The organism is Pseudovibrio exalbescens, assembly GCF_028737195.1.
Classification (GTDB): Bacteria; Pseudomonadota; Alphaproteobacteria; order Rhizobiales; family Stappiaceae; genus Pseudovibrio; species Pseudovibrio zosterae.
On sequence record NZ_JAQZAJ010000002.1, the window covers coordinates 323,640 to 341,237 of the forward strand.

The window sequence follows — 17,598 nt, forward strand, 5'->3', positions numbered from 1 at the left end:
AGATTCCACCAAAAGTTGGATGCCCGCAATGTTCCAATCTGCCGCAATTCCCCAACATCTTCACACGAAAGAGTTCTCGAAACGCGTGCCGGATCTGCGAGCAGAGCTTTTGAAAATTCAACACAAGCTGCGAGATGACAAGGCCTTTTCAACGCTCATTCTGGTCGGCGGTTTGGATGGCGCGGGTAAGGGCGCAGCCATAAGCCGTCTGTTTGAATGGATGGATAATCGGTATCTATTTTGTAATGCCTATCAGATGAAAGCGACTGAAGAAGAACGGCTTCGCCCCTACTTCTGGCGCTATTGGCGCGATCTTCCAGCGCGCGGCGAGACCGCAATCGTGTTTGGCTCCTGGTATCAGGCCCCCATGCGCGAGGCGGTTAAGGGCGAGTTGGATGACGATGCCTTCGAGCGCGAACTTGCCGCTATCAATCGATTTGAGCGCATGCTCGCCTACGAAAATGTGCTTTTGTTGAAGTTCTGGTTCACCCTTCCAAAGGACGAGCAGAAAAAACGGCTTGAAGCCGTTGCGGCCTCTAAGCACAAGACCCGCCACTTTCTGGAGGAATGGACCGACCTCAAACATCACAAGAAGGCACTTGTTGCCGGAGAGAAAGTTGCGCTCCATACCAGCACGGGCTTTGCGCCCTGGATTGTTATCCCGGCAACTGATCCGCATTACCGCGACCTCGCTGTTGGCGAAACCATTCTGGCGGCCATGAACAAGCGACATGAGCAGCACCATATGGAGCCTGTTTCAGCTCCAGCGATTGTGAGTGGCATTACGAAAACCTCGGCAGTTGATGCCATTGATCTCACAGAAACAATTTCCAAGTCCGATTACAAAAAGGAAGTCGAACATTGGCAAGGTCGCCTCGCCGAGCTTACAGACCACAAGAAGTTCCAGAAGATTTCACTGGTTTCAGTGTTCCAAGGAAATGATGCTGCTGGCAAAGGCGGGTCTATCCGCCGAGTGACGCAAGCTCTCGATCCCCGGAACTACAAAGTCTATCCAATTGCGGCGCCAACCGAAGAAGAGAAGCTGCATCCCTATCTGTGGCGTTTCTGGCGTAGACTGCCGCGCAAGGGCCACATCGCCATCTTTGACCGCTCTTGGTATGAGCGCGTGTTGGTGGAACGGGTGGAAGGGTTCTGTTCTGAAGCTGACTGGATGCGTGCGTACAACGAAATCAACTCCTTTGAAGCAGAGTTGGCTGACTTCGGTATCGTCATCTGCAAGTTCTGGCTCGCCATCTCTGAGGAAGAGCAGCTTCAGCGTTTCAAGGCTCGTGAAGAGACCGCTTACAAGAACTACAAGATCACGGAGGAGGATTGGCGCAATCGCTTGAAGTGGGATCAATACGCTACCGCAGCAGGCGATATGGTGGACCGGACTTCAACACGTTATGCGCCGTGGACGCTCGTGTCTTCCCAGGACAAGAGAAATGCGCGCGTCAAGGTTCTTGAGCAACACTGTAAAGCCTTGGAACGCGCCATGTTCGGCTGAAGCTATACCACGTTCACCTCATGAAGGGGCCGGTTCTGGTAAAACCGGTCCAGACCGAGTGGGCTGAGGTCCAAGGTTCTGTAGCCTCCGAATATGATCTGCTCGGCGATGCCGCGTCCCACAGCAGGGGACTGTTGCAAGCCATGGCCGGAAAAACCCAATGCCAAATGGAAGTTGTCGAGGCCTGAGACCGAACCGACGAAGGCGTTGTGATCAAACAGGTTCATGTCATAGTGCCCGGCCCAAGATGGGCCCGGCTTGATCGCCCCGAATGCTGGAATGCGGTGTGCCAGGGTTGGCCAGAGAAACTCCTCAAAGAAGCTGTGGTCCACCTCGAAGTCCTCGCAATCGGGATCTTCAAGGGGGGCGCTGCCGCAAATGAACCTGTTGCCTTCCGGGCGCACATACGCGCCAGTTGGATCAATGAGAAGAGGCAGGTTCGGAATTTTCTCCCGGCAATCAAAGGTAAAGATCATGCGTTTGCGGCAATGGATCGGCAGATCTAGACCGACCTTGGCGCAAATGGCGGCTCCACCGGACGCGCCAGCTGTGTTGACAACAACACCGGCTTCAATGGTGCTTCCGCTGTTCAGAGTCAGCTGCCAGTTGGCGGCCTTGGGTCTGAGACCCGATACCGTGTCGCTCACATAATCGACACCGAGCGCTCTTGCCTTCCGGCGAAACGCCTGCATCAGGCCGTATCCATCAAACCAGCCCTCCCCTGAAAGCCCGTGACAACCAGCGGAAAGGTCTGTGGTATTGAGCCATGGGAATTTTTCAGAAAGTGCATCTTTTTCGAGAAACGCGATATCCGCTTCCAGCTCAATCTGGGTCTTGTGGTTACGTTCCAGAATTTCGCGTTTTTCGGGCGTCGCCAGAAAGAGATAACCGCCCTCGTTCAAATCTATCCGCGGTCTTTCGCCGTCAACTTCAAGAATGTCTCCGATGTTACGCAAAAAATCGATGCCCATCTGAGAAATCTGAATATTGATTGGTGCTGAGAACTGATGTCGGATGGATGCCGCAGACAGGGCAGAGGCGCACTTTTGGTAGCTCGGGTCTTTTTCGATTACGGCAATGCTGCCCGAAAAGCCGGAGTGCGCGGCCAAATGAAATGCCACTGACGATCCCATGACTGCACCGCCAATGATGGCGACATCAACCCGCTTTGTGCCCATTGTCTAATCCAAAACAACATGCCGGCTGGTGGTTTCCGGCCCCCTGTGGTCATAAATTGCCCCGCAAACAATGGCTTGCGGGGCTCTGCGTTCTTCGGTTTCTCTTAAAAGAAGGCCTGCAGGCCTGTCTGAGCCCGGCCTAGAATGAGAGCATGCACATCATGGGTGCCCTCATAAGTGTTTACGGTTTCAAGGTTTTGTGCATGACGCATGATCATGTATTCCTCTTGAATGCCGTTGCCGCCGTGCATGTCGCGGGCCATCCGGGCAATATCCAACGCCTTGCCGCAGTTGTTGCGCTTGACGAGTGAAATCATCTCAGGTGAAGCTTTGCCTTCATCAAACAAGCGCCCAACGCGCAAGGAGCCTTGAAGGCCAAGTGCAATCTCGGTTTGCATGTCCGCAAGCTTCTTCTGAAACAGCTGGGTCTGAGCCAGAGGGCGGTCGAACTGCTTTCGGTCAAGGCCATATTGACGCGCGCGCATCCAACAGTCCTCTGCTGCACCCAAAGCGCCCCAGGAAATGCCATAGCGGGCCCGATTCAAGCAGCCGAATGGGCCTTTCAGGCCGGAGACGTTTGGAAGCAGAGCTTCCTCGCCCACTTCCACGCCGTCCATGACAATTTCGCCGGTTATGGAGGCTCGCAGAGACAGCTTTCCGCCGATTTTTGGAGCGGAAAGGCCCTTCATGCCTTTTTCAAGCACGAAACCACGGATCTTGTTATCGTGGGCTTCGGACTTCGCCCAGACCACAAAAACGTCTGCAATGGGAGAGTTTGAGATCCACATCTTGGATCCCTTGAGGCGATAGCCTCCCTCGATTTTTTCCGCGCGGGTGCGCATGCCGGCTGGATCAGAGCCTGCATCCGGTTCTGTCAGACCGAAGCAGCCAACCCATTCACCGCTGGCCAGTTTTGGCAGGTACTTCTTGCGCTGCTCTTCAGAGCCGTAGGCATAGATCGGAAACATGACCAACGAGGATTGAACGCTCATCATGGAGCGATAGCCGCTGTCAATGCGCTCGATCTCTCGCGCAACAAGGCCATACGCAACATAGGAGGCCCCAGAGCCGCCATACTCCTCTGGAAGCGTCACACCAAGCAAGCCCTGAGCGCCCATTTCGTCAAAGATTGCGCGATCCGTCTTTTCTTCACGGTAGGCCTCAATAACCCGTGGCATCAGGTTGTTCTGCGCATAGGCATGGGCGCTATCCATGATCAAGAGTTCATCTTCTTGAAGCTGATCGCGCAGGGCAAAAGGGTCTGCCCAGTTAAACTGACCGCCGCCGGTTGGATCAATGCTCATCTCTGGACTTCCTTATTCCACGTCAAATTTCACGCCCTGCGCCAGTGGGAGGGCACCTGAGTAGTTTATGGTGTTGGTTGCGCGGCGCATATAGGCCTTCCAAGCGTCAGAGCCTGCTTCGCGGCCGCCGCCGGTTTCTTTCTCGCCGCCGAAAGCTCCACCAATCTCTGCACCAGATGGGCCAATGTTCACATTGGCGATGCCACAATCGGACCCGACAGCAGAAGTGAAGATTTCGGCCTCAGAAAGATCTGAGGTGAAAATGGAGGAAGAAAGGCCTGCGGCGACGCCGTTTTGCAGGTCAATTGCTTCTTCCAAGCTACTGTAACGCACCACGTACAGGATGGGGGCGAAGGTTTCTTCCAGCACAGGGCCTACCTGCTTCGGCATCTCTACAATGGCAGGCTGCACATAATATGCATCCGGAAATTCTTCAGCAAGAACACGCTCGCCACCGTGAACGATGCCCCCGGCAGCCTTTGCTTCTTCGAGCGCTCTTTGCATGGTGTCGTAGGCGTCTTTGTCAATCAGCGGCCCAACAAGAGTGCCTGCGTCAGTGGGTGCGCCGATCTTTACCGAGCCATAGGCCTTGATAAGCCGCGGGATCAAAGCATCATAGACGCTTTCATGGGTGATGAGGCGGCGCAATGTCGTGCAGCGCTGGCCCGCTGTGCCCATAGCTGCAAAGGCAATGCCGCGCAGCGCAAGGTCGAGGTCCGCAGAAGGCGCAACGATGGCGGCGTTGTTGCCGCCAAGTTCAAGAATGCTGCGACCAAAGCGCTGGGCGACCCGTGGGCCAACCTGACGGCCCATGCGGGTCGAGCCTGTCGCGGAGATCACCGGAACACGTGGATCATCCACCAGGACTTCACCAACCTCACGGCCGCCCTGCAGAACCTGAAGCAGCCCCGCCGGTGCGTCTTCTCCAAATTTGGCCTGCGCTTTTTTGAAGAGCGCTTCAACTGCCATGGCGGTCAAGGGGCTCTTCTCGGAGGGCTTCCAGACCACGCTGTCGCCACAAACAAACGCCAGTGCGGCGTTCCATGACCAAACGGCCACAGGGAAGTTGAACGCGGAAATCACGCCAACAACCCCTGCAGGATGCCAGGTTTCCATCATCCTGTGGCCGGGACGTTCGGTAGCGATGGTAAGCCCATAAAGCTGGCGTGAAAGGCCAACAGCGAAGTCACAGATGTCGATCATCTCTTGCACTTCGCCGAGACCTTCAGAGGTGATTTTGCCCGCCTCAATGGAAACAAGGAGCCCCAGATCGTCCTTGTGAGCGCGAAGCTCCTCTCCAAGCAAACGCACAAGCTCGCCACGACGTGGGGCTGGGACGCGCCGCCAGGCCTTGAAGGCATCCTGTGCTGCACCAATCATGGAGGTGGCATCGTCTGCGCTGTGCTCTTTGATGGAAGCTATGGTCTTGCCGGAGATTGGGCTCTTGGCTGCAAGGGTTCCATCGGACAGGTTGGCGGGATCAACGCCCATCCGGGACAGGAGTTCGACGGTTTCTTCCGGTAAGCGCTTGGTGTCGATTGCAGTAGACATTGGGATCTCCCGGGGAGGCTCGTGTTTATTTAATTGCAGAGCAGTTTCACGGATCAGCCCCTTCAGCAAAAGCCACGTATTTTCCTTTAGTCATGCGCAATTGGAATGATTGCAAGGAACGCCCAATGAGCGTACTAACGAGGTAAATATAGATATTACAGTGACCTAGACCGGATTGAAGATGGTTGATGCAAGGCGTGGGTGATGCCTTCTACGACTAAAGCCGGGTCTTATGTGTCGTTGGGACTTTGAGTCAGGATCGGGAGAAAACAATGAAACGGGGATTTATACCGCCGATCGACAGTCTGATCGCCTTCGAAAGCGCTGCACGCCATGGCTCATTCACAAGGGCTGCGGAAGAGCTGTTTCTCACTCAAGGTGCGGTGAGCAAGCAGGTGCGCTTATTGGAAGGGCGCCTCGGCGTAGAGCTGTTCAAGCGTGTGCGCCAACGTATTGTCCTGACTGACGCTGGTCGTCTTTATCTTCACGACATACGGGGCACGTTGGAGAAGATGACCACTGCAACACGGCAGGTGATGTCGTTTGGCGGGAGTGAGGACGTATTGAACCTCGCTGTGCTTCCCACCTTCGGTACGCGTTGGTTGGCCGGACGCTTACCCCGCTTTCATGAGCGATATCCGGAAGCCAGCTTCAATCTGTCTGTGCGTCTGCGCCCCTTCGACTTTGACGCAGAGCCATTTGACGGTGCGATCCACTATGGAGAGCCTGTTTGGGCCCGGGCAATTTGCGAGCCTCTGTTTCCAGAGGATGTCGTGCCCGTTTGTTCAAGATCATTTCGGGATCGATATGGTATTCGCAAGCCTGAAGATTTGTGCACTGTCATGCGGCTTCATCAGTCCACGCGACCCGATGCTTGGCAGCGCTGGTTCATGGAAGCAGGTGTTGAAACGGATCTTGCCTTTCAAGGGCCGCGCTTTGATCAGTTCACCATGATCTCGCAGGCCGCAGCAGCAGGTTTGGGGGTGGCTTTGGTGCCGAAATTCTTCATCACGGAGGAGCTCAAGTCTGGGGCTCTGGTGACGCTCTTTGATACAACACTGAAGCTAAGTTCCGCCTACCACTTCGTTTATCCGGAAAATCGCACTTTGCGGCCCGTGGTAAAAACCTTCAAGGCCTGGCTTCAGGAAGAAGCCAAAGACCAAAAAGACCGGGAAGAGCTTCTGCCAGGCTAAGTCAGCCAAGTTCGAAGGTGGTAATGCCGTAAATTTTGTCGAGAGGGAGTTCTGGAGCAGGTCCACGGTACATACGGGCTGTCTCGAACACGGGAGAAAGCTCGTAGCGGTCTACAAGCGCTTCTGCCTCGGCGTTGACCTCTGGGAGGTCCAGAATGACCATCTGACCCCGCACAGATCCGGCCAAGGCTCGGAACAAAAGATCTGCGATCTCTGGTGTCTCGGCAAACAACGGTCCGATCTTGAAACCTTCTCGGCAAGCCCGCAGAGTGCCACAACCGCGTATATGTCCGTCTTCAACGGCGCAGAAGCCAAATCGATTTCGTTCCATAGGGCGATGCCACTGCTGGAGAAAGCTCTCCCGCGGTGCGGGAAAGAATGCTCGGTCATAGTCTCGAATGCTCGTGTAGGTTCCAGTCCCAATGGGCGCAAGGCGCGGGTCATGGGGCATGGAAACCGTAGAGAGACCGGAATAGCGGATGTTCCGGTGACACAGTGTGAAACCCGATTTGCCATAATCTGCTTGATGTTCGACCACGCCATCAAGTCCAAGGGTGCGTTGGTCCAGTCCATCCAACGCAGCATTCCAGGTTTTGAAGCCCAGCCCCTCTCCGCGCCTGTCGGGTCTGCAGATATAGAATCCGACAAAGCCATAATCCGATCCATAGCGGATGGCGGAAATGCATGAGGCAAGCCCCTGCTCATCCTTGATGCCCCAAAAACCGCCAGAATCGGCCGCCCAGAAAGCATCGCCATCAATCAAGCCCGGGTTCCATCCCTCAACGGCGGCCCACTCCAGCATTACATCCAGATCTTCGCGAACCAATTGTGATGGGGTTTCATCTGCGGACATTTTTGCGTTCTCCTGTCTAGGTCTGATCATGGCTCGCGCACCCTATCATCGTAGCTGCTGCTCCCCAATCCTCCGTAGTGTTGGGTCTTCTGAACGCTTCACGAAAGAAACAATCCGCGAGGGCTTGTTTTGGCACCGCTTTTTCTCGGGTAGAGCCGGAACTGACCAGAAGGTTCAATAGGACCGCTGCGGTATACGGTTTAAGACTTATGTAAGCTTGAGGATTGTTTTTTAGGGGAGGCTCAGTTGAGCTACGAAAACATTATTGTCGAAACCCGCGGCAAGGTCGGCCTCATTACGCTGAACCGTCCGCATGCATTGAACGCGCTCAACAAAGAACTGATTGATGAGCTTTGCGAAGCGCTCAGCGATTACGAGCAGGATCCGACTGTCGGCTGCATTGTGCTTACAGGCTCGGAAAAGGCGTTTGCTGCTGGTGCTGACATTAAGGCCATGGCCGACAATGAGTATGTCGATACATACCTCACCGATTTCCTGTCCAACTGGGATGATGTTTCCCGCACACGTAAGCCCATAATTGCTGCTGTGGCTGGATTCGCCCTTGGCGGCGGTTGTGAGCTGGCCATGATGTGTGACTTCATTCTGGCGGCTGATTCCGCGAAGTTCGGCCAACCTGAAATCAAGCTTGGGGTAATGCCTGGTGCCGGTGGTACACAGCGACTCACAAGGTTTGTTGGTAAGTCCAAGGCTATGGAAATGTGCCTTACAGGACGCATGATGGACGCCGACGAAGCCGAGCGCTCTGGTCTTGTCAGTCGCGTGGTACCTGCAGATCAATTGATTAACGAGGCTGTTGAGACGGCTACCAAAATCGCAGATTTCTCAATGCCTATTGTCATGATGACCAAGGAAAGCGTTAACCGTTCTTATGAGGTTACCCTCGCAGAGGGCATTCGTTTCGAACGTCGGTTGTTCCAGTCAATGTTCGCAACGGCCGATCAGAAAGAAGGCATGAACGCCTTCATTGAGAAGCGGAAACCGGACTTTAAAAACCGGTAGGTCGCAATTTTAGCGCTCTTGAGACGCCTTTTTGATTGACGAGGCAGTTCCTCATGCTTATAAGCGCTCCACAACCGGTGGCGGACTTGTTCGCCGCCGCATTCGTTTGACCGGGGTTGCTTTGGGCGGCCTCGTTCGCGATTTGACAACAGTTCTTTACTGACAGATCAGGACAGAGCCCATGGCCAACACTCCTTCGGCCAAGAAGGCGGCCCGTAAAATTGCCCGCCGGACGGCCATTAACAAGGCTCGCCGTAGCCGTTTGCGTACTTTCGTACGTAAAGTAGAAGAAGCTATCGCAGCTGGTGACCAGAGCGTAGCTAACGAAGCATTCAAGGCAGCGCAGCCAGAAATCATGCGTGCTGCTGGTAAAGGCATCCTGCATGCCAATACCGCATCCCGTAAGGTATCTCGCCTGAATGCACGTATTAAGGCTATCGGCGCATAAAAGCCTTAACGAATTTAATCAAAAACCCGGCCATCATGGCCGGGTTTTTTTTTAGCCAGGCACAGGTTGTTGAGCAGTTTTTAAGCTAAAACACACAAATTCTGCCTGTGGATTACTCTGCATTTTTGGCATAAAAATCCCTGTTAATTCAGATAGTTATGGGTAGGTAAGAATTGTCACTTGGAATCCGGTGGGATTCCGCGTCTGTCAAGAAAAAAGTGTCGGAAATTTTTTTTGAAGCAATTTTGTCTTCGGTTAACTATTCGACATGTGAAAAAGTTATTGAGTCAGAAGCGCTTTAGGGAAAGGTGGCTCTTGGAGCGTTAAGGCGTGACGTAAAGGAAGGGTGGGGTTGGCTACAGTCTGTTAATTTTTGGCTATTGCTAGAGCAAAATAGGCTGTGTATGGTTTTCGAAGTTGTCGGGTTGCTGCTCGATCCCTTCGTACAAGTTCAAGAAAACGTTTTGGGACGTGTAGTTAACTCGTAGCACTATACTTCTAGTGATTGTGCGTAAGTAGTTTGGCAACTTGATCACTGGAAGAGAGTCTTCTGGTTTACTTTATAGGACTTTGTGGCTGGGTGTGCCCGGACAAATTTCCTATTGTTAGGGGCATGTAAACAGATACAGGCGGCGAGTATCTTGGTGGCGGGAACTCAATATCACGGTGATCGGACAGTTGCGGAAACGTTTGCGGCGTTGAATGAGAACGCCCACTCGGTCTTGGTAGATGTTAGGTCAGAAGCTGAATGGGTTCACGTGGGTATTCCGCAAGTGCCTGGAAATGAAGATAGAATTTTGTTTCACGAGTGGAAGGCCTTTGGGGCAGAAGCACCGCATCAGGAATTCGGGGCGACACTTTCTTCCATTTTCGTAAAAAAAGGACTTGACCAAAACGCCGATATCTATTTTCTGTGCCGGTCCGGTGTGCGCAGTCAAAGCGCAGCAATCGTCATGACGGCACTGGGATATCGTCATTGTTTAAATGTGGTCGATGGGTTTGAGGGCCCGCTGGATGCGGCGGGGCATAGGGGTTTTGTATCCGGGTGGAAGGCTCAAGGGCTTCCCTGGGTTCAGACTTAGAGAACATAGAGTTACACTCGCTTGGCAGGGGGCACCTCCCAAGACGAACGAATTGCTCGATGAGAGCAACAATAAACGACGCTCAATAACGGGCGCGACACTTTTTGGAATCTGGGCATCTGTGGCGGAATGCCCATATTTAAGGAGGCTTACATGCACGTTCAGGAAGCTCCAGGGCCGGAGCAATGGGACCGCGTCAAGAAACGACTTCGGGCTGAACTTGGTGAAGATGTCTTTACCAGCTGGTTTGCGCGAGTTGATCTCGAAGGACACGACGATGGCACCATCCGGTTGTCGGTTCCCACTCGCTTTTTGAAGCAGTGGATTCAATCTCACTACCGTGAGCGCCTGATGGGCCTCTGGAAGAACGAGTGGGAAGATGTGCGTCGCATTGAGCTGACTGTACGCGGCGCTGTGCGTCCTCGTCCTGCTGCTCAAAAGGTTGCAGCTCAGGCTGGCGTTCAGCCGGGCGGCAAGCCAGCGGACATGAGACCAATTCAGGTCAATGACCCGATCGGTCTGCGCGCAAACGCACCATCTCCAGCCGTTTCTGCACGGCCAATGGGGCGCGGTGACGCTTCCGCAAAAGACGTGCTTGAGGGCGCTGCACTTGATCCCAAGTACACATTCGACACCTTTGTTGAAGGCGAGTCCAACGTTCTGGCACTGGCGGCTGCACGTCAGGTTGCAGGCGGCGGCGTCGTAACCTTCAATCCCCTGTTCCTGCATGCCTCGGTCGGTCTCGGTAAGACCCACCTGATGCAGGCAATCGCCAATCAGGCACGCAACGCGGGTCGCCGTGTGCTTTACCTGACAGCGGAACACTTCATGTATCGCTTCGTGTCCGCTTTGCAGCAGCAGTCTGCAATGGCTTTCAAGGACACATTGCGTTCAATCGACCTTCTCCTGATCGACGACATGCAGTTCCTGCATGGCAAGCAGGTGCAGCAGGAATTCTGTCATACGCTGAACGCCCTTATTGATGGGGCGCGCCAGGTTGTTGTGGCGGCTGACCGTGCGCCATCCGATCTGGAAAGCCTTGATGATCGGGTTCGCTCTCGTCTTGCTGGCGGCCTTGTGGTCAATATTTCCGAGCCGGACTTCGGTCTGCGCCGTGCGATCCTTGAAGACCGGATGCGCGCGCAGCAGCGCAGCTACCCTAACTTTACCGTTCCAGATGCAGTGCTGGACTATGTTGCGCGCAACGTGACATCTTCCGGTCGTGACCTTGAAGGCGCATTGAACCGTCTGGTTGCTCATAACCAGTTGACCAACTCTCCGGTCACTCTGGATATGGCTGAAATCACATTGCGCGACCTGATCCGTGCGGCAGAGCCACGCCGTGTAAAGATCGAAGACATCCAGCGCGTGGTTTCCAAGCACTACAATGTTACCAAAGCGGACCTGCTGTCTGCACGTCGTACGCGCACCATCGTGCGCCCACGTCAGATTGCAATGTACCTTGCCAAGATGATGACACCTCGCTCTCTGCCGGAGATCGGTCGTCGCTTTGGCAACCGCGACCACACCACGGTGCTTCACGCCGTGCGCAAGATCGAAGAACTGGCCAAGGCAGACAACGGTTTGGCTCAGGAGCTCGAGCTGCTAAAGCGCATGCTTGACGCATAAGATCTGCGCTCTTGCCCTCTAGGCACCGGAAGGATCCGAAGTTCATTGCATATGAGGGCGCTGTCAACAGCGCCCTCTTGCTTTTTTGTCGCAATGAGGGCAGGTTCTACGGCCCGGCGCTCAGCCGGATTGGGCTTTTAAAGTAATCATTTGCGACCCGAACGGTCGCCAGCAAAACGGATGTTTCGCATGAAAGCGACACTTGAGCGGACCGAGCTCCTGAAGTCATTGACCCACGTGCATCGTGTTGTTGAGCGGCGAAATACCATTCCGATCTTGTCCAACGTTATGCTGCAGACGGAAGGCGGCGAACTCAAGCTGCGCGCGACAGACCTTGATCTTGAAGTGCTGGAGACCATTCCGGCGGTGATCGAAGTGCCTGGCGCGACTACCGTCCCTGCGCATATGATTTATGAAATCGTCCGCAAATTGCCTGATGGCTCTCAAGTTGTTCTGGAAACCTCTGGCGATGACACCACTTTGGAAATTCGCGCAGGCCGTTCCCGATTTGCGCTTCAGATGTTGCCGATCTCCGACTTCCCGGACATGACCGCAGGCGACTTTACGCATGCCTTTACGATCACGGCGGGTGGAATTCGCAAGTTGATTGATGCGACGCAGTTTGCGATCTCAACTGAAGAGACCCGCTATTATCTGAACGGCATCTATATGCATGCCGTCGAAACAGAGGGAGAGCAGCGCTTCCGAGCCGTGGCGACCGATGGTCACCGTCTGGCACAGTCCGAGCTGCCAGCCCCTGAAGGTTCCGAGGGAATGCCGGGCATTATCGTGCCGCGCAAGACCGTGGGCGAAATCCAAAAGCTGCTGGAAGACCCGGAAGCGGAGGTCCGTGTTGAAATCTCTGAGACCAAGATCCGCTTTACTACCGGTCCAGTGGTTTTGACCTCCAAGCTGATTGACGGCAGCTTCCCTGACTACGGCCGTGTTATCCCTAAAAACAACGACAAGGAAATGCGCGTTGATCGGGATGTGTTCAAGGAGGCGGTTGACCGTGTGTCTACCATCTCATCTGAGCGCGGCCGGGCTGTGAAGCTGGCTCTTACGGAAGGCAAGCTGGTTCTCACTGTAACCAATCCGGATTCCGGCTCTGCTACTGAGGAGCTGATGGTCGAGTACGATTCCGATGATATGGAAATCGGCTTTAACTCAAAGTATCTGCTGGATATTGCCGGTCAACTGTCCGCAGACGCAGCGCTTTTCCGTCTGGCTGATTCAGGTTCGCCAACCTTGATCCAGGAAGATGGAAAAGAGGACACACTGTTTGTTCTCATGCCAATGCGGGTATAATCTTTTTCGAACCCTCTCGCATGTGAGCGTGGGAGGGTTCGTCACTCCAATGACCACAGGATACACAGCAGAATGTCAGAGGCAGTTTCTGTGGCGCTGACGCGTCTGGCTCTGACCGATTTTCGCAACTATGAAGCTGCGACAATCCCGCTATCGAGCCAGATGGTTGCCTTTGTAGGCAATAACGGCGCTGGTAAGACCAATATCCTTGAAGCCATTTCCTTTTTAACCGCAGGCCGAGGTTTGCGTCGCTCAGCGCTTTCTGACGTTGGCCGTGCTGACAGTTCAGGCAGCTGGGCTGTTAGCGCTGTTCTTGATGGCGCTTATGGCGAAACCCGCATTGGCACAGGGTACACCGCCGGAGAAGCAGGGCGGCGCGTTCGCATTGATGGCGAAGATGCTCGCTCTTCAGATCAGCTCTTGGACTACATCCGGGTGCTTTGGCTAGTGCCAAGCATGGATGGGCTGTTTACCGGCCCGGCAGCGGATCGCCGCCGCTTTCTGGATCGTCTTGTACTGTCATTGAATCCGGGCCATGGCCGGATGGTTGCCAATTTCGAAAAGGCACTTCGTCAACGCAATCGGCTGTTGTCGGAGGGGGGCATGGCAAGTTTTCTGGATGCGCTTGAAGCTCAGGTGGCAGAACTGGGAACGGCTGTTGCCATTGCGCGCCGGGAGACAGTTAGCCTGCTGAGTTCCACGTTGGATGAGCAGGCCAAGCTGGGGCTTCCCTTCCCAAAGGGGCAGATCCACCTAGAGGGCAGCTTTGAAACGGCAACAATTGGCTTGAACTCGACCGATACCGAGGACGTTTACCGAGACCTTCTTGCTGAGGGGCGTTACCGAGATCGTGCCGCTGGCAGGACACTGGACGGTCCTCACCGATCTGATCTCGTGGTTCATCATGCCGATAAAAATCTTCCCGCCGCTCTTGCCTCCACTGGCGAACAAAAGGCTCTGCTAATTGGTCTGGTCCTCGCCCACGCCAGCTTGACGACGGCTGTTGCAGGAATGGCGCCGCTGCTCCTGCTTGACGAGGTCGCTGCCCATCTGGATCCTGGCCGCCGCGCGGCATTGTTTGCAAGACTTGAGGCAATTGGGGGCCAGGTTTTCATGACGGGAACGGACGTCAGTTTGTTTCAGGATTTGCCAGCTGGATCCCAACGTTTCGCAGTGGACGAAGCGAACATCACGCCGCTTTGAGAAATCCTAAAGGGTTTCGGCGAGGACTTTGCAGTAGAGTGCGAGGCAACGTAATAGGATCGCTGGGTATAATTTCGGGTGTCACCTCATGGATTATGCATCACTCATTTTGTTTGCTGGCACGCTTTTTGTCGCTGCAATAACTCCTGGCCCGGGTATCGCCGCTCTTGTTGCACGGGTGCTTGGCAGTGGGACGCGTGGGGCTCCAGCCTTTTGCATGGGTATGCTCAGCGGAGATCTGGTCTGGTTCACCTTGGCGGCGCTCGGCATGGCAGCAATCGCCAGCACGTTTGCTTGGGCCTTTGTCATCTTGAAGTATTTGGGCGCCGCTTACTTGCTGTACTTAGCTGTAAAAATGTGGCGTGCGGGGGCCTTCAAGCAGGCCGATGAAGTGAGTGTCGCCGAACTGAAGGGGACGCGGCTCTCGGCCTATTTGGCGGGTTTCACTCTCACGCTTGGCAATCCGAAGGTCGTGTTGTTTTACATGGCCTTGATGCCGAACCTCATTCCGCTGGATCAGATGACGTTGTTGTTTTATGGCGAGTTGGTGCTGGTGCTGCAGGTTACACTTACCGTGGTGCTGGGTGGATACGTGCTTTTGGCCAGCCGCGCGCGCAAGATGATGACTTCACAGCGTGCTGTTAACCGGCTTACCAAAAGCGCAAGTGCCGTAATGGTAGGTGCAGCGGTCGCCATTGCCACACGCTAGAGTTCCACGCCCTCTGAAATACGGGAATTTTCCCGAGTTTACCTAAGTTTAGCAGGGGGCAAATCCTCTGATTGGTTGAACGGCGCGCTCAAGGATTTATAAGGGTTTAAATGCCCAAAAACCGTAGAGTGAATTGATTCGAATGAGCGATACATCGACCCCTGAAAACGACGGACCTGAGACTCCTGAGGCAAGCGCAGAATATGGCGCTGGCTCGATCAAAGTCCTGAAGGGCTTGGATGCTGTTCGCAAGCGCCCAGGCATGTATATCGGGGACACGGATGACGGTTCTGGCCTGCACCACATGGTCTATGAGGTGGTTGACAACTCCATCGACGAAGCGCTGGCCGGTCACGCTGACCATGTTACGGTTACGCTCAATCCAGATGGCTCGGTAACCGTCACCGACAATGGTCGTGGTATTCCGGTAGATATCCATCCGGAAGAAGGCATCTCAGCTGCTGAAGTAATTATGACTCAGCTTCATGCGGGTGGTAAGTTCGACAGCAACTCCTACAAGGTGTCTGGCGGTCTCCACGGCGTGGGTGTATCTGTGGTGAATGCACTGTCGACCACACTCGAGCTGCGCATCTTCCGCAATGACAAGGAGCACTTTGTCCGTTTCCGCAATGGCGATGCCGAAGCGCCGCTGGAGGTCATTGGTGATGCTGTAGGCCGCTCCGGCACAGAAGTGACCTTTACGCCCTCTCCTGAGACGTTCACAAAGATTGACTTCGACTATGAAACGCTTGAGCACCGCCTGCGAGAGCTCGCGTTCTTGAACTCCGGTGCCCGCATCATCCTTACGGACAACCGGGGCGTGGAGCCGATACGTGAGGAGCTGTTCTACGAAGGTGGTCTGGAAGAATTCGTGCGCTACCTTGATCGCGCCAAGCAGCCAATCATCGAAACGCCGCTGACCATGACGGCAGAGCGTGACGGCATCACGGTTGAAGTTGCCATGTGGTGGAACAGCAGCTACCACGAGCAGGTTCTATGTTTCACAAACAACATTCCTCAGCGAGATGGTGGTACGCACCTCGCGGGTTTCCGTAGTGCTCTAACCCGTCAGCTAACCTCCTATGCGGACACGTCAGGGCTTCTAAAGCGCGAGAAGGTGAACCCGACGGGTGAAGACTGCCGTGAGGGGCTCTCCTGCGTTCTTTCCGTGAAGGTTCCAGATCCCAAGTTCTCCTCTCAGACCAAGGATAAGCTGGTTTCTTCAGAAGTCCGTCCTGTGGTTGAGAACCTGGTCGGTGAGGCTCTGTCCACTTGGCTAGAAGAAAACCCTGCTCCGGCGAAGTCCATCGTTTCAAAAATCGTGGAAGCGGCGAGTGCTCGGGAAGCAGCCCGAAAGGCTCGTGAGCTAACCCGCAGAAAGGGCGCGTTGGATGTCGCGTCCCTGCCCGGCAAGCTGGCCGACTGTCAGGAGCGCGATGCTTCCAAAGCGGAACTGTTTATCGTGGAGGGTGACTCCGCGGGCGGCTCTGCAAAGCAGGGGCGTCATCGTGGCAATCAGGCCGTACTTCCGCTGCGTGGTAAAATCCTCAATGTGGAGCGGGCGCGTTTCGACAAAATGATTTCCTCTCAGGAAATCGGTACCTTGATTACGGCGCTTGGCACAGGGATTGGTCGCGAAGAGTTCGATCTGGCAAAACTGCGGTACCACAAGATCATCATCATGACCGATGCTGATGTGGATGGTGCGCACATTCGTACTCTTCTCCTGACGTTCTTGTTCCGCCAGATGCCGGAGCTCATCGAGCACGGCTACGTCTACATTGCGCAGCCACCGCTCTATAAGGTGAAACGCGGCCAGTCCGAACAGTATTTGAAGGACGAAGCCGCCCTTGAAGAATACCTGATCAGCAACGGTTTGGACGACAGCAGCTTGCAGCTGGCAACGGGCGAAGTTCGTTCGGCGAACGATCTGCGTGCAGTCATTGAAAAAGCGCGCGAAGTTTCAGCCATCCTGAACGGCCTTCACTCCCGTTATGATCGTCAGGTAGTGGAGCAGGCTGCCATTGCGGGTGCGCTCAATCCTGACAACCTGCACAATCCAGAAAAGGCCAGGGAGGCTGCGGCGTATATTGCCCGCCGTCTGGATATTCTGGCCGACGAATTTGAGCAAGGTTGGGAAGGCGAGGCAACTGACGAAGGCGACCTTGTCTTCAAGCGTGAAGTGCGTGGCGTTCTTGAAGTCGCTCGAATTGATGCAGCCTTGCTGGGCTCGGCTGATGCGCGCCGTTTGAACTCCTATCACGACTATTTGAATGAAGTGTATGTGAAGGCGGCTACCTTGGTGCGCAGGGACAAACATACAGAGGTGCGTGGCCCGCAAGCGTTGTTGGAAGCTATTTTTGCCCAGGGTCGCAAAGGCATTTCCATGCAGCGCTACAAGGGGCTGGGTGAGATGAACCCGGAACAACTTTGGGAGACCACATTGGATCCGAATGTGCGCTCTCTCCTTCAGGTGAAGATCAAGGAGGCAGATGCTGCCGACGACATTTTCACCAAGCTGATGGGTGATGAAGTCGAGCCAAGACGTGAGTTCATTCAGGCCAATGCGCTTTCGGTCGCAAACCTTGATATCTAGCAAAAAGCCCCGCTTTG

General features: G+C 54.6%; 14 protein-coding genes. 10 read left to right on the forward strand and 4 right to left on the reverse strand.

All coding sequences use genetic code 11. The features are described from left to right. Positions 1–28: 28 nt before the first annotated feature. Entirely contained in the window at positions 29–1,507 is a 1,479-nt protein-coding gene (gene pap / locus PUV47_RS06655; protein ID WP_274217729.1) for a polyphosphate:AMP phosphotransferase, read from the forward strand. Between the two features lie 2 nt (positions 1,508–1,509). Here the strand turns inward: pap and PUV47_RS06660 are convergent, their stop codons facing one another. The 3 genes from PUV47_RS06660 to PUV47_RS06670 all read right to left on the reverse strand — a co-directional run bounded on the left by PUV47_RS06660 (position 1,510) and on the right by PUV47_RS06670 (position 5,540). Next, positions 1,510–2,685 (reverse strand): NAD(P)/FAD-dependent oxidoreductase, encoded by a 1,176-nt coding sequence (locus PUV47_RS06660; RefSeq protein WP_274217730.1) that lies wholly within the window; start codon positions 2,683–2,685, stop codon positions 1,510–1,512. A 104-nt stretch (positions 2,686–2,789) separates the two neighbouring features. After that, positions 2,790–3,989, reverse strand: a complete 1,200-nt coding sequence (locus tag PUV47_RS06665) for an acyl-CoA dehydrogenase (protein WP_274217731.1) — start codon at positions 3,987–3,989, stop codon at positions 2,790–2,792. Between the two features lie 12 nt (positions 3,990–4,001). Then, entirely contained in the window at positions 4,002–5,540 is a 1,539-nt protein-coding gene (locus PUV47_RS06670) for an L-piperidine-6-carboxylate dehydrogenase (RefSeq protein ID WP_274217732.1), read from the reverse strand. A gap of 272 nt (positions 5,541–5,812) precedes the next feature. Between PUV47_RS06670 and PUV47_RS06675 the strand changes: the two genes are divergently transcribed. Then, positions 5,813–6,733: a LysR substrate-binding domain-containing protein gene (locus PUV47_RS06675; protein WP_274217733.1), complete on the forward strand. Its 921-nt coding sequence runs from the start codon at positions 5,813–5,815 to the stop codon at positions 6,731–6,733. A gap of 1 nt (position 6,734) precedes the next feature. Here the strand turns inward: PUV47_RS06675 and PUV47_RS06680 are convergent, their stop codons facing one another. After that, on the reverse strand, positions 6,735–7,586 hold the full coding sequence (locus tag PUV47_RS06680; protein ID WP_274217734.1) for a GNAT family N-acetyltransferase: 852 nt from the start codon (positions 7,584–7,586) through the stop codon (positions 6,735–6,737). Positions 7,587–7,832: 246 nt separating this feature from the next. Here PUV47_RS06680 and PUV47_RS06685 point away from each other — a divergent pair, with 246 nt between their 5' ends. The 8 genes from PUV47_RS06685 (at position 7,833) to gyrB (ending at position 17,581) form a co-directional block, all read left to right on the forward strand. Beyond that, complete coding sequence (locus PUV47_RS06685; RefSeq protein WP_274217735.1) at positions 7,833–8,606, forward strand: enoyl-CoA hydratase; 774 nt, start codon at positions 7,833–7,835, stop codon at positions 8,604–8,606. 181 nt (positions 8,607–8,787) lie between these two features. Next, positions 8,788–9,054, forward strand: coding sequence for a 30S ribosomal protein S20 (gene rpsT, locus PUV47_RS06690; protein ID WP_274217736.1), 267 nt, complete (start codon positions 8,788–8,790; stop codon positions 9,052–9,054). A gap of 644 nt (positions 9,055–9,698) precedes the next feature. Then, positions 9,699–10,136, forward strand: coding sequence for a rhodanese-like domain-containing protein (locus PUV47_RS06695; protein ID WP_274217737.1), 438 nt, complete (start codon positions 9,699–9,701; stop codon positions 10,134–10,136). Between the two features lie 153 nt (positions 10,137–10,289). After that, positions 10,290–11,765: a chromosomal replication initiator protein DnaA gene (gene dnaA / locus PUV47_RS06700; RefSeq protein ID WP_274217738.1), complete on the forward strand. Its 1,476-nt coding sequence runs from the start codon at positions 10,290–10,292 to the stop codon at positions 11,763–11,765. Between the two features lie 189 nt (positions 11,766–11,954). Then, entirely contained in the window at positions 11,955–13,073 is a 1,119-nt protein-coding gene (dnaN, locus tag PUV47_RS06705; RefSeq protein ID WP_274217739.1) for a DNA polymerase III subunit beta, read from the forward strand. Between the two features lie 72 nt (positions 13,074–13,145). Beyond that, complete coding sequence (gene recF / locus PUV47_RS06710) at positions 13,146–14,276, forward strand: DNA replication/repair protein RecF (protein ID WP_274217740.1); 1,131 nt, start codon at positions 13,146–13,148, stop codon at positions 14,274–14,276. 88 nt (positions 14,277–14,364) lie between these two features. Beyond that, positions 14,365–14,985, forward strand: a complete 621-nt coding sequence (locus PUV47_RS06715; protein ID WP_274217741.1) for a LysE family translocator — start codon at positions 14,365–14,367, stop codon at positions 14,983–14,985. Positions 14,986–15,127: 142 nt separating this feature from the next. After that, entirely contained in the window at positions 15,128–17,581 is a 2,454-nt protein-coding gene (gene gyrB / locus PUV47_RS06720; RefSeq protein WP_274217742.1) for a DNA topoisomerase (ATP-hydrolyzing) subunit B, read from the forward strand. The last annotated feature ends 17 nt before the right edge of the window (positions 17,582–17,598 follow it).

Excerpts from the sequence above, each read along its gene's own strand:
- PUV47_RS06680 (WP_274217734.1), bottom strand. The coding sequence starts at position 7,586 with ATGTCCGCAGATGAAACCCCATCACAATTGGTTCGCGAAGATCTGGAT.
- rpsT (WP_274217736.1), top strand. The coding sequence starts at position 8,788 with ATGGCCAACACTCCTTCGGCCAAGAAGGCGGCCCGTAAAATTGCCCGC.
- pap (WP_274217729.1), top strand. The coding sequence starts at position 29 with ATGTTCCAATCTGCCGCAATTCCCCAACATCTTCACACGAAAGAGTTC.
- recF (WP_274217740.1), top strand. The coding sequence starts at position 13,146 with ATGTCAGAGGCAGTTTCTGTGGCGCTGACGCGTCTGGCTCTGACCGAT.
- PUV47_RS06665 (WP_274217731.1), bottom strand. The coding sequence starts at position 3,989 with ATGAGCATTGATCCAACCGGCGGCGGTCAGTTTAACTGGGCAGACCCT.
- PUV47_RS06660 (WP_274217730.1), bottom strand. The coding sequence starts at position 2,685 with ATGGGCACAAAGCGGGTTGATGTCGCCATCATTGGCGGTGCAGTCATG.
- gyrB (WP_274217742.1), top strand. The coding sequence starts at position 15,128 with ATGAGCGATACATCGACCCCTGAAAACGACGGACCTGAGACTCCTGAG.
- dnaA (WP_274217738.1), top strand. The coding sequence starts at position 10,290 with ATGCACGTTCAGGAAGCTCCAGGGCCGGAGCAATGGGACCGCGTCAAG.
- PUV47_RS06715 (WP_274217741.1), top strand. The coding sequence starts at position 14,365 with ATGGATTATGCATCACTCATTTTGTTTGCTGGCACGCTTTTTGTCGCT.
- PUV47_RS06675 (WP_274217733.1), top strand. The coding sequence starts at position 5,813 with ATGAAACGGGGATTTATACCGCCGATCGACAGTCTGATCGCCTTCGAA.
- dnaN (WP_274217739.1), top strand. The coding sequence starts at position 11,955 with ATGAAAGCGACACTTGAGCGGACCGAGCTCCTGAAGTCATTGACCCAC.
- PUV47_RS06670 (WP_274217732.1), bottom strand. The coding sequence starts at position 5,540 with ATGTCTACTGCAATCGACACCAAGCGCTTACCGGAAGAAACCGTCGAA.